16 protein-coding genes are annotated in these 10141 nt (G+C 65.7%); all 16 read right to left on the bottom strand.

The genetic code is table 11. The features are described 5' to 3' along the window. Nucleotide 1: 1 nt before the first annotated feature. Complete coding sequence (locus tag PotMrB4_RS11750; RefSeq protein ID WP_172433353.1) at nt 2-1510, bottom strand: phage portal protein; 1509 nt, start codon at nt 1508-1510, stop codon at nt 2-4. A gap of 1 nt (nt 1511) precedes the next feature. Further along, nucleotides 1512-1715 carry a phage head-tail joining protein gene (locus PotMrB4_RS11745; RefSeq protein WP_172433352.1) on the bottom strand — a complete coding sequence of 68 codons (204 nt, stop codon included), beginning with the start codon at nt 1713-1715 and terminating at the stop codon, nt 1512-1514. Further along, the gene (locus PotMrB4_RS11740) at nt 1715-3664 is read right to left on the bottom strand and encodes a phage terminase large subunit family protein (RefSeq protein ID WP_172433351.1); all 1950 of its coding nucleotides are present in this window, start codon (nt 3662-3664) and stop codon (nt 1715-1717) included. The genes PotMrB4_RS11745 and PotMrB4_RS11740 overlap by 1 nt, the downstream gene beginning before the upstream one ends. Then, nucleotides 3636-4181: a terminase small subunit gene (locus PotMrB4_RS11735; RefSeq protein ID WP_172433350.1), complete on the bottom strand. Its 546-nt coding sequence runs from the start codon at nt 4179-4181 to the stop codon at nt 3636-3638. The genes PotMrB4_RS11740 and PotMrB4_RS11735 overlap by 29 nt, the downstream gene beginning before the upstream one ends. Nucleotides 4182-4323: 142 nt before the next feature. Continuing rightward, entirely contained in the window at nt 4324-5112 is a 789-nt protein-coding gene (locus PotMrB4_RS11730) for a hypothetical protein (RefSeq protein WP_172433349.1), read from the bottom strand. Between the two features lies 1 nt (nt 5113). Further along, complete coding sequence (locus PotMrB4_RS11725; protein ID WP_172433348.1) at nt 5114-5455, bottom strand: phage holin family protein; 342 nt, start codon at nt 5453-5455, stop codon at nt 5114-5116. Beyond that, nucleotides 5448-5837, bottom strand: coding sequence for a putative holin (locus PotMrB4_RS11720; RefSeq protein ID WP_160482062.1), 390 nt, complete (start codon nt 5835-5837; stop codon nt 5448-5450). Before PotMrB4_RS11720 ends, PotMrB4_RS11725 begins: the two co-directional genes overlap by 8 nt. A 193-nt stretch (nt 5838-6030) precedes the next feature. Further along, nucleotides 6031-6363 (bottom strand): antiterminator Q family protein, encoded by a 333-nt coding sequence (locus tag PotMrB4_RS11715; RefSeq protein ID WP_172433347.1) that lies wholly within the window; start codon nt 6361-6363, stop codon nt 6031-6033. Nucleotides 6364-6376: 13 nt separating this feature from the next. Beyond that, nucleotides 6377-6691 carry a hypothetical protein gene (locus tag PotMrB4_RS11710; RefSeq protein ID WP_172433346.1) on the bottom strand — a complete coding sequence of 105 codons (315 nt, stop codon included), beginning with the start codon at nt 6689-6691 and terminating at the stop codon, nt 6377-6379. Further along, complete coding sequence (locus tag PotMrB4_RS11705; protein WP_160480320.1) at nt 6691-7032, bottom strand: DUF1064 domain-containing protein; 342 nt, start codon at nt 7030-7032, stop codon at nt 6691-6693. Before PotMrB4_RS11705 ends, PotMrB4_RS11710 begins: the two co-directional genes overlap by 1 nt. Further along, nucleotides 7022-7312 (bottom strand): hypothetical protein, encoded by a 291-nt coding sequence (locus PotMrB4_RS11700; RefSeq protein ID WP_172433345.1) that lies wholly within the window; start codon nt 7310-7312, stop codon nt 7022-7024. The genes PotMrB4_RS11705 and PotMrB4_RS11700 overlap by 11 nt, the downstream gene beginning before the upstream one ends. 8 nt (nt 7313-7320) lie before the next feature. Then, nucleotides 7321-7680, bottom strand: a complete 360-nt coding sequence (locus PotMrB4_RS11695; RefSeq protein ID WP_232060824.1) for a Ref family recombination enhancement nuclease — start codon at nt 7678-7680, stop codon at nt 7321-7323. Then, on the bottom strand, nt 7677-7889 hold the full coding sequence (locus PotMrB4_RS11690; RefSeq protein WP_172433344.1) for a hypothetical protein: 213 nt from the start codon (nt 7887-7889) through the stop codon (nt 7677-7679). Before PotMrB4_RS11690 ends, PotMrB4_RS11695 begins: the two co-directional genes overlap by 4 nt. Further along, a complete protein-coding gene (locus tag PotMrB4_RS11685; protein WP_172433343.1) occupies nt 7882-8661 on the bottom strand; it encodes a hypothetical protein in 780 nt (259 codons plus the stop codon). The genes PotMrB4_RS11690 and PotMrB4_RS11685 overlap by 8 nt, the downstream gene beginning before the upstream one ends. Beyond that, complete coding sequence (locus PotMrB4_RS11680) at nt 8648-9526, bottom strand: helix-turn-helix domain-containing protein (protein ID WP_172433342.1); 879 nt, start codon at nt 9524-9526, stop codon at nt 8648-8650. Before PotMrB4_RS11680 ends, PotMrB4_RS11685 begins: the two co-directional genes overlap by 14 nt. Then, a complete protein-coding gene (locus PotMrB4_RS11675; protein WP_172433341.1) occupies nt 9523-10131 on the bottom strand; it encodes a hypothetical protein in 609 nt (202 codons plus the stop codon). Before PotMrB4_RS11675 ends, PotMrB4_RS11680 begins: the two co-directional genes overlap by 4 nt. Nucleotides 10132-10141: the final 10 nt, after the last annotated feature.

Here is a 10141-nt window from a genome sequence, read left to right as displayed (position 1 = left end):
CTCATGCGTCTTGTTGGTCGTCTGCGGCATTTTTCGGCTTCTCTGTGGTGGTGTTGGTGGCAGCCGCTGCCGATCCAGCCGCGAGCACCTTGCGGGGGTCGCAGTCGAGGATCAGGCCGAGCTCGTCGAGCAGGGCGTTGGCTTCCTGGATGTTCTTGGCGTGGGCATGGGGATCGGTGATGCCCAGCTCGCGCAGGGCGTCCGGCCAGGTGACCAGGCCGTTGCGCAGGCGCTGCTTCACGGCCTCGATCTCGGACTTCGGATCGACCATCTCCCGGCGCGGCGGCGTCCACTCGGCTTTCACGTCCTCGAGCACGCCGCCGGGCAGCAAGGCCTGGGCCTCCATGAACCAGCGCCATACGCCGACGCACAGCTGGGGGATCAGCATCCGCCATTGCCAGACGTCGACCCGTCGGGCGAAGTGCAGCCAGCCCATCCGGCCGCTGGAGAAGTTCACGCCCTTCAGGTCGCCGGTGGTGAGTTCGTAGGGAACCCCCAGGCCGACGGAGATGGCATGCAGCCCCTGCCAGGCGTAGGAGTCGTAGCCGTTGAAGGTTGGCGGTGTGCCGAAGGTGACGTCCTCGCCCTGGGCCAGCTCCTGGATGATCCCGGGCTCTACCCGTTCAACCAGGGGAGGCGGCTTGCGGGCGCTGGTAGAGCTGTCGTCCTTCACGACGAACGCGGCGAAGCAGGCGGCGATCTTGGCCTGCTCCATGACGGCGTCTTCCATCTCGTCGAAGTTGCGCAGGCGCTGCATCACCGGGGCGAACCAGCTGTAGCCCCTGGCCTGGCCAGGCCGCTTGGGCAGGAAGACGTGGATGACGTCTTCCGCCGGGATGCGCCGGGATGGCGAGGTGCGCCAGGCGCTGTTCGAGCCGGGGTGTTGGTCGAAGATCCAGTAGGCCACCCGCTTGCCGATGGGGCTGAACTCGATGCCCTGGATGATCTCGTTGCCACCGTTCGGGCCGTTCTTCTCCTCATCGAGGAAGTCGGCTTCCAGGACCTGCAGTTGCATCGGCACCGGCAGGCCATCGGTGGACTTGCGCCAGCGGCGACGCACCAGCACCTCGCCGCCCTCCGGCACGGCCTCCATGATCTTGTGCTGCAGACCGTAGAAGTTCTCCAGGCCGTCTGCGTCGCAGAGCGTCTCCTCGCCCCAGGCTTTCCACAGGTCGACCAGCCTCTTGTTGGCGCGGGCAGACTTGGCCAGCGGACGCGGGACGATGCCGGCGCCCACTACGTTGTCGGCGATGCCGGTGATGGCCCGCTCGGCATAGGGGTTGTTCCGGCGAAGGTCGCGCGCTCGGTTGCGCAGGCGTGCCAGGGCCGGGCCGATCTCCGCGTTCGCGTCGGTGCCGCTGCTTCGCCAGCCATCGTTCCGACGCCCCTTGGCAGCGCCTTCGAAGCGGCGCTCGAGGATGTCGATCTGCAGGTCCAGCTTCTTTTTCCGCAGGCGAGCCTCGGCGCGCTTCGCGGCCATGCCGGGAAGCAGGGTGTCGAGAAAGCCCATGTCAGTAGCCTTTGGAGAAGGAGGCGTAGCGGCGCCCGTGGTTGTTGTTGGCGTTGAGGCCGAGTTCGCTCTCCATCTGCCGGAGGATGCGTAGCATCTCGTCCGCGCTTCGGTAGGTGACGGAGCGATCGGCATAACGCACCTGAAGCTCGCCGCCGGCTAGGGCCGCCTTGAGCTTCTGGTACTGCTCGATGGTGTAGGTCATCAGGGTTTGCTCCAGAAGGAGGATTTGGCGCGGGGGCGCTCGTCGTCGGTGTTGGCGGCGTCGCCACCGGGCTGCGGTTGTTCCGCAAGTGCGTCAAGGTCCAGGCCGAAGCGCTGCTGGCTGATGCGCAGCGCGGCAATGGCGCCAACCAGGCAGTCGAGTGCTTCGTTGCGGCGGCCTTGAGCATCCCAACGATGAACGCGCAAGCCATTGATAACCTTTGGCACCTTTACCTCGGAGGTGAGTTGCCTGACCTCGCTTTCGTCGCAGATGTCGCTGTTGGCTGGCAGGTGGATCACGCCAGGCTGGCATTCGCCGGCCTGCGACTTTGCGGTATCGACCGGCAGCTTGAGGCGGCTGTAGATCAGCTCCTTGGCATTATCGGTACCGATCTCGGTCAGGTAGACCTTGGCCTTGTTCTTGGTGCGCGGCATGTTGGCGATTGGCTTGCCGTACTGGCTGGCACCCTTGGTCGGAATGACCCAGAGCAGGCCGTGCTTGCGGCTGGCGGCGTACACCTCATCGGTGTAGTGGCCGCCGGAGTCCCAGCCCCACCGATCAACCTTCATCACTAGGCCGTCCGCACGGGTGAACTGCCGTTGCAACTCGATGCCGGCCTTGCGCTGCAACTCCTCGCTGGCCGGGTCACCCATGAGGATGAAGCGGTGAACCAGCCAAGCCTCTTCGCCTTGGCCAAACGCCCAAACACGGCCTTCGAGGCGGTCGTCTTGGGTGTCGATGAAGCCGGTAAGCACCACGGCACGCAGCGGAACCTGGCCGGTCCACACCTCGCGGCGCCCATAGAGCTCTTCCCAGTCGACTTTGGCCTGAATCTCCTCCCACATCTCGCCAAGCGTGGTGTTTGTAAAGGTGATCAGCTTCTCGCGGTCGCCTTTGATCTTCAGCCACTCCTCGGCGATCTTCAGCCAGGCCGACCAAGTGCTGTAGATGGCCCAGCAGTAGAAGGCGACGGACTTGGGCGTGCGAATCGGCTGGTCGTCCTTATCGAACCAGTCCATTGAGTCACGCGTCCAGATGCCAGTGACATCGCAGATCCAGCGGCCGTGCGGAGCCGCTGCCACCATGTCCTGATGGTAGAAGCGCTCGGCGCAGCACTCGCACACGTACCAGGCTTTGGTGGCCTGACCGAGCTCGTCCTTTTCCCACTTGAGGCCGTAGCCGCAATCCTTGCCGCCGAACTTCAGCGTTTGCTCGTGCTGGCAGTGCGGGCAAGCCACATAGAAGCGCAGGCGGATCGGCGATTCTTCGGCGGCCTTGTTGATCTGGCAGCTGCCGGCCTTTTTGGGCGTGGAGCCGCGGATCGACTTCGGGTAGGTGGCGCCTTCGAGGCGTTTGTCACCCAGGGTGACGGCATCGCCCTCGCCCTCGATGTCCGGGTCGAAATTCGACAGCTCGTCGTAGATTGCTTCGTCAGCCGACAGCTCGCGGTAGTTACCCGATGCGGTACCACCGCGAATCCACAGGCTTTTCCGGTTCGAGAAGGTCTTTGCTTCGATGGTGTTGTCGCGGTGCTTCTTGCCAAACCAAGGCGCCAGGTCCTTGATCACAGGAACATCGCGGATCATGCCATCGACGTGACGCTTGCTGATGCCCTTTGAATCAGTGTCCGTTGGGCTCCACATCACGATGTTGCGGCGCTTGTGCTGGAGCTTGTAGCCGATGTTGGCCATCAGAAGCTTGGTGTAACCGATCCGCGCCGACTTCACGAAGTTGACTACGGCGATCAGGTCATTGCCCATCGCGTTCAGGATGGCGACCTGAAATGGGTCAGTCGTCCACTTGCCTTCGTGATACGAAGACTCGGACGACATGTAGAAATGTTCGTCGGCCCACTGAACCGCGGTCATCGGCGGTTCTTTATACAGGCCCTGCAGCCCTAACCGTACGGCTTTGCCGAGGTCACTGATCCAAGGTTGCAAGGTACTCATCGAGGTATCCCGGGATTTCGTCGCCGAACTGAGAGGCGATGTTGCGGGCCAGGGCGATCTCGCGCTCCGTGGTTTCGAGTATCCGAGCGTCGATGTCCGGGTGGCGTCGGCTTACGGTCTTGCCGACGGTTTCGAGTTTGGATCCTATCTTCGAGGCGATTTTCTCCAGGGCGAACGTGACGAAAGGCGCTGGTATCAACAGTTTGTCGTTCACCTGGTTCTTCTGCTCGACCGCGTAGGCCTGGGCCGTGGTGAGACGCAGGCGCTCCTGCATCAGCTTGTACTCGATCAGCGGATCGACACCCCCGCCATCCGAACCGCTGGGTTGGTGCTTCTTTGCCGCGTTGTCGAGGCGGTTTTGAACCACATCCTGCACGCGATAAAACGCCTCGCGACCGATGCGGGCGATTGGCTCAACGCCCCATTTATCAAAGGCTTGCGGGGAAATGCCGAGCGACTTCGCCATCTCGGATTTGTTCAACCATCCCGGCTGCCTGGTTGTTTCGTTTTTGGCCATGACTAAACAACAACCAACCCCTGAAAAAAGGTCATACATAGATGTCGAGCGGGGCTCGAATTACCCTCCGGGCCACCCCCCTCCGGGAGGACCCAAGACGATAGTCATTCTCATTTATGATCAGCCCGCAGATAGCGCGCCCCTATCGCCTGCGCGTAGCCAGCGCCTGGGCCATGGCCTTGCGGAACTCCTCGGGAAGCACGCGCGCGGCAGTCTCGTCCGCTATCTCGAAGAAGCTCAGGGCCTTGCGGTAGGTGGGCGTCTTGCCGACGAAAGCCATCACCAGCTTGAGGCCAGCCCTGCCCTTGCCTGTGCGCTCGGCCACCGCGAAGGGCTGGCGGTTGGCGTCGTGCATGACGAAGTAGCGCTTGCCGTTGCCCTTGGCTCGACTGCGCTTGCTGCCTGTGGCGTTGGCCTTGTAGCCCTCCTCAGAGTTGAGGGAGGCGCCTGACCTGATCTTCGAGAGCAGGCCTCGCGGCATGTTGCCGTACTGGTCGAGCTGGGCATCACGCCCAGGCACCACGTACTGACCATGCCAGAGAATGCCCTTGCGCCTGAGCATGGAGTCGATGCCCTTGTGGCTTCTCGGCCCGCCGAAGATCTCGGGCGTCAACCACGCGGAGGCAGCCCTACCCTTTCCCCATGCCCCCTCGCGCCCGACCAGGTTGCCCTTGCCGTTGCGAGTCCTCCCATCCTTGATCCACACCCGCGCCTCCAGCTTCTGCTTGGTCGCAGGCTCGATGAACAGGCTGTTGAGGGTGGCCGGGGTGGGCCGGTCGAACACGGCCGACATCTCGGCTCGGATGTCCTGAGCCACCACCTGGGCGGTACGAGTCAGGGCCAGCGCAGTGGCGAACGGAAGCTGTCGGCGCTCCAGGTCGGTGAGGTTGGCCAGGGCCTGCTCCAGCCCCTTCGACGAGACCGAGAACACCTCATCCCCTCCTACGCTCAACACCCGACCATGGCCGCTCCCAGTTCACCCTCAAGAACGCGGCGACGTTGCCACGGGCGCGGTAGAGCAGCGCGGCCATCACCAGCAGCAGGCACACCAGCCACGGCGACACAGGCGCCACCGGCTGGCCGCAGGCGCTGTACAGCACCACGCTCAGGGCGTAGCAGCCGCTGGAGGCGCTGAGCACCCAGGCGAGCAAAGAGGGCACGGCCTTGTACTGGTGCCCATCCGGGCGCCACAGGACGACGCGGAGCGAGATGGCGGCGCAGATCACGGCGGCCACCAGGGCCCATGGGTCGACTGTGAACAGGGTGCTAACCATTGCCGTTTCCTCCAGAGCCAGGGCGAACCCAGCTCATCACCGCGCGCAGCCAGGCGGGAGGCTGGCCACCGCGCACCCAGTCCGCAACGCTGATCAGGGCGGCGACGATGAGCGCGCCCGAGATGAGGGCAGGGAGGCCGCTATAGGTCGAATACCCACGGCCTACCACCTCGACGGCTACCTGGTAACCACCGATCCACGACACGAACAGATAGGCCAGGCGGGCCCAGACGGTCAGGTCCCTGGCCCAGGCCACGAAGAAGAGGGCGCCGGCTACTCCGCCGATCACCGCATTGAGGTCTACGCCCGGGACCAGGCTGGCAGCCGTGATGCCCAGTGCGGTCGGTGCTATCACTGCCGCTGCAGTGCTGGGCTCGGCCATGTGGATCTCCATTGAATAAAAGGCCCGCCGGAGCGGGCAAGGGCACCGATCTGAGGGCTGCGGAGACAGTGATCGGCGCAGAGCAATGCGTTGGCAGGAAGCCAGAAACGAAAAAGCCCCGGCGCATGGCCAGGGCTTTTCAAGCGGTAAAACCGCAAAGTAGCTGAAACTCTATGGTTCTCGACCGGTCGAGTCAAGCGGCCTCGCGCCGATGCTCAAGCGCTCCATCCAACCAGGCCACGCCAGCCTTCCACAGCCCCCGCGTCTTCTCCTTGCTGAAGCCCATCTTCCGCGACAGCTGATCCAGCGGAAGCCCGCTGGTGTAGTAGCGCAGGATCACCTCGCCGCACTCCGGGTACCGCTTGCCCAACCTGGCGATGAGGCGATCCAGCAGCAGCGCCTCGTCGTCCGTGATCATGGGTGTCGGCCGGTAGCCGACCACAGCGCAGCTCGGAACGCCGCTGCCCTGCACCACCCACAGACCCCATTGCTCGAGCATCTCTTCGGTGTCTCTTGTCTGCACCATTGCCTGCTCCTATTCAGTCTCCAACCCATGCGCCGCTGCGGGTCCCGTAGTCAGCGCCTGGTCCACCTTTCTCGTAGTTCTTCTCGTCGTACTGCTTCAGCAGCCGATTCGCTCTGTTCAGCCTCAAGCGCAGTTGCTTGACCATTTCCTCAGGCGCCAGCGCCTCACCCGTCTCCCTATGCACCAGGCCTGCGCCATGGCAGGCCGCGCACGGCATGTCGTGAAACACGCCCTTGATCACCCCCTTGCCCTGGCAGATTTCGCACCGGCCCAGGGGAATCACCGCGATCTTCCTGTCAGGTCCGTGCCGTTTCGGGATCATGGCCATCAGAACTCCTCGAAGTCCCAGCCGCCGCCCTTGGCCTTCTTCACCCCAAGGAATCGGAAGGGGTACTGGTCGGCCGCCACCTTGGTCTTCACCCGGGCGTCGTCCGTCCAGAAGCCTTTCACCTCGTGGGCCTCGAGCAGGCCGGCGGCGGTCATCACGAAGAAGTCGGCGGTGTAGAAGGTGTTGTCGGCCAACCGCAGCTTCACCCCCTCGAACCGGTACCAGAGCACCTCACCGGCCTGCTGGCGCAGCTTCAGGTGCTGCTCGTAGGCAGCCTCGGTCTTGTTCATCGCCCCGGTCTTGAGGCGGCCCAGCGCCTGCAGGCGTGCCTTAGCGCGCATCGGCCGCCCTCCTCTGCTCACGCTCCGCCCAGGCCGCCGCGCCGAGGGCGCTCGGCAACCAGCACAGCACGGTGCCGGTCGGGTTGATGAGCCGGTACCGCCAGACGCGGAAGCCGTCCTGGTCGCCCATCTGCGCCTCGATGGCCCAGCCGTCGGTGCGTTGCACGCGGTGATCGTTCACCTGCCGCCAGCCGCGTTCGGCCAGCTCGGGAAACGACATCCGCAGGGTGGTGCTGTAGCCGTCCGGGTGGCGGCGGTGCGAGCGCGCCAAGTTACGCATGCCCCGTCTCATGCCATCACCTCCGGGCCATCCAGCCAGGCCAGGAAGCCGGCGGGGATGACATGCTGGTCCGTGGCCAAGATCTTGGCGCACTCCGCCAGGAGGTCCGCCTCGGTGCCGTAGCGCGCTACGAATCGCGCCTTGTTGTGATGTAGCGCGACACCCTCGCCGCCGGTCTGGTGGTGCGGGCCGCACAGGGGCAGCACATACCAGTGCGCGTGCCTCTTCGTCCGGCCGTCCACGTGGTGGATGCTGCAGTACGTGTTCACGCCTCGGCCGTCGTGGCGGCAGGCGATGCACCCCACCTCGTTCACCAGCAGGTCGTGCCAGCGGCGTTGCTCAGCTGTTACTGCTCGTCCCTGCATCATGCCGGCACCTCCTGCGCTTCCTTGTGGGCCTGGATCAGCCCGGGGATGTCCTCGCTCCGGTCCGTGTAGGCGAACGGTGCACTGCCGCCCGGGGCGGTCACGGTGTAGCGGTTGTTCGGCAGGCGGCACAGGGCCACGGTGTAGCCGCACGGGGTTTCCCAGCAGCTGGTTGTGCCACGCTTGGCGCGCCAGCGTAGTTGATCAGTCACGTTTCGCTCCTTTGGCCTGGGCCATCAGTTGCACGCGGCGGGCTTTCAGGTTCTCGCCGTAGTGGGCGAGCTCGGCGCGGCGTGCAGCGGCGCGGTCTCGCTTCTGTTGCTCCAGCCCCTCCTTCAGGGCGATGAGGCGCTGGCGGATCTCCGGTGACGGGGCGGCGGTTCGGCCAGTCAGCAGGCCAGCGATGGCGGCACCGTCCTGGGAGACGGGCACGCCCTGCTCGCGCAGGTCCGCCAGCAGCTGCTGACCCACTGGTGCCGGCAGGCGCTGCAGCAGCACGGCCTGCTCGACGGCGGCGGCGCGGCGCTGGGGGTCGTAGCCGATGGAGAGCTGCCAGTTGGCGGGCTTGCCTTCGCGGCGAGCGGCCTCCAGCAGGCGGTCGTAGGCCGACAGGAACGACATGCGAGCCCCCACCTTGTCGCGGGCCTCCAGGCTCGGCCGGGCGGCCTGCAGCGCTGCGAGGATCTCGTCCGTCAGCATCACCGACTCGAACTCATCGGACGCGGCCAGGGCGATGGACCAGGCCTCATCACGGGCCGGGCGTCCGTCGGCGGCCTGCGCACGCTGCAGGATGGCGGCGAGGGTCAGCTTTCCGGTCAACTCCCGGCGGCAGGCCTGCAGTGCGTCGACCAGCACCGGCTCCGGGTAGCCCTTCAGGTCGTCCACCATCATCAGCGCGGCGGCCTGGGTCAGCTCATGGCCCATGGCCTCGGCAGTGGCGAACAGCGATACCAGCAGGCGGTCTTCCTGGTCAGGCGTCAGCATGGGCACCCCTCCTCTCGCGCTGGGCCTTCAGGGCAGCCTGGGCGGCGCTCAGGTTCGCCTGTGTCTTCTCCGCCTGGATGGCGGTGCGGCCGTTCACCTGCGTCTGGGTGGCCCAGGCCGTGCGGTAGCCTTCGGACCGGGCCAGCAGCAGGCCGAACTCGTGGTAGCTGCGGAGCAGGTAGGCGTCCTCGATCCCGACGAAGTACGCCGCCACCTGCGGGCCCTCCTCGGCGCCGAGGCGCTTGAGCAAGTCCCCCACCTGGGCGTTGACCTTGGCGTTGCGAACAGGCCGAGCGCCGTAGCGCGCCTCGTAGGCCGCCGAGTAGGCCTGCCAGATCGCCCGGCAGGATTCCTGGCGAGCCAGCTCCGCTTCCTGGCTCTGCGCCTTGGTCGGCCGCTTGCCCTTCGACGGGGCGGCCGGAACGGTCGGCAAAGAGGATTGCGGTTCTGCTGACGGTTCCTTGTTGGTTCTATTACGGTTCTGGGTGCAGCTGCTGCGGGGGTGGGGTGCAGCATTTGCGGGGGTGGGGTGCACCTGCTGCGGGGGTAACCCCGCACCATCTGCGGGGGTGCATTTGCTGCGGGGGTGCAGCTCCTGCGGGGGTGCATATGCTTCGGGGGTCACCGTGTACACGGTGGAGCGCCCGGTGCGATCGCTGGTGGCCAGCGCCCCCGCCGCGCACAGCCACTTGATGGCACCCTGCACCGCCCGCTCGGACAGGCAGGTGCGCAGCGAGATGTTCGACACCGACGGCCAGCACACCCCCTCGTCGTTGGCGTTGTCCGCCAGCGAGATAAGCACAGCCTTCTGCGTCGCCGTCATCCCCTGCAGCGGCCAGCAGGCCGACATGATCACGGTACTCACGGCACGGCCCTCAGCGCAGGCTGCTGGCTGGCCAGCACACACTCCGCCGCCCGGCGCAGCTCACTGCAGCGGCTCTCCGCTGCGCGCAGCGTGTCGATCATGGCGGGCAGCAGCGGCACGTCGTTGGCGTCGATCCGCCCATCAGCCAGCACCTGGCCGCAGGCCTCCACGGTGGAACCCATGCGGGTCACCAGTTGGCCGAAGGCCGTGACCGGGCAAGCCTCCCCGCCCAGCTCCCGCACCGCCAGCAGCCCGTAACGGCTGGCCAGCTCCTGCAGGCACCGCTCGCGGTATTCGGGTTCGAGCGCTTCAACCCAGGCCTCTTCCAGCCAGGCCGGAAAGTCGACCTCGGCGGCCAGCCAGCGCTGCACCCGCTTCAGCCAGGCGCTGGTGGCCTTCATGTACTCGGCGGCGCCGATGCTGGTGTCAGCCAGGTTGGGCACCTTGCGCGCCTCGGCCTGGTCGCCCAGGGCCTGCAGCAGGAGGGTGTTCAGCGCGTGCGCGAAGTCATCGGTGGACCGAGAGGTCCGGGCGATCTGCTCCTGGGCGTGCGCAATCAGCACCTGGTCCCGGCTGCAGTTCTGTCGCGGTTTGGACAGTGTCATCTTGATCTCC

Origin of the sequence: Metapseudomonas otitidis (genome assembly GCF_011397855.1) — a bacterium.
Taxonomy (GTDB): Bacteria; Pseudomonadota; Gammaproteobacteria; order Pseudomonadales; family Pseudomonadaceae; genus Metapseudomonas; species Metapseudomonas otitidis.
This window is presented reverse-complemented; position numbering and strand designations above follow the sequence as displayed.

Excerpts from the sequence above, each read along its gene's own strand:
- PotMrB4_RS11705 (WP_160480320.1), bottom strand. The coding sequence starts at position 7,032 with ATGCGCGCTAAGGCACGCCTGCAGGCGCTGGGCCGCCTCAAGACCGGG.
- PotMrB4_RS11720 (WP_160482062.1), bottom strand. The coding sequence starts at position 5,837 with ATGGCCGAGCCCAGCACTGCAGCGGCAGTGATAGCACCGACCGCACTG.
- PotMrB4_RS11750 (WP_172433353.1), bottom strand. The coding sequence starts at position 1,510 with ATGGGCTTTCTCGACACCCTGCTTCCCGGCATGGCCGCGAAGCGCGCC.
- PotMrB4_RS11725 (WP_172433348.1), bottom strand. The coding sequence starts at position 5,455 with ATGGTTAGCACCCTGTTCACAGTCGACCCATGGGCCCTGGTGGCCGCC.
- PotMrB4_RS11685 (WP_172433343.1), bottom strand. The coding sequence starts at position 8,661 with ATGCTGACGCCTGACCAGGAAGACCGCCTGCTGGTATCGCTGTTCGCC.
- PotMrB4_RS11675 (WP_172433341.1), bottom strand. The coding sequence starts at position 10,131 with ATGACACTGTCCAAACCGCGACAGAACTGCAGCCGGGACCAGGTGCTG.
- PotMrB4_RS11740 (WP_172433351.1), bottom strand. The coding sequence starts at position 3,664 with ATGAGTACCTTGCAACCTTGGATCAGTGACCTCGGCAAAGCCGTACGG.
- PotMrB4_RS11715 (WP_172433347.1), bottom strand. The coding sequence starts at position 6,363 with ATGGTGCAGACAAGAGACACCGAAGAGATGCTCGAGCAATGGGGTCTG.
- PotMrB4_RS11700 (WP_172433345.1), bottom strand. The coding sequence starts at position 7,312 with ATGCGTAACTTGGCGCGCTCGCACCGCCGCCACCCGGACGGCTACAGC.
- PotMrB4_RS11735 (WP_172433350.1), bottom strand. The coding sequence starts at position 4,181 with ATGGCCAAAAACGAAACAACCAGGCAGCCGGGATGGTTGAACAAATCC.
- PotMrB4_RS11745 (WP_172433352.1), bottom strand. The coding sequence starts at position 1,715 with ATGACCTACACCATCGAGCAGTACCAGAAGCTCAAGGCGGCCCTAGCC.
- PotMrB4_RS11710 (WP_172433346.1), bottom strand. The coding sequence starts at position 6,691 with ATGGCCATGATCCCGAAACGGCACGGACCTGACAGGAAGATCGCGGTG.
- PotMrB4_RS11695 (WP_232060824.1), bottom strand. The coding sequence starts at position 7,680 with ATGATGCAGGGACGAGCAGTAACAGCTGAGCAACGCCGCTGGCACGAC.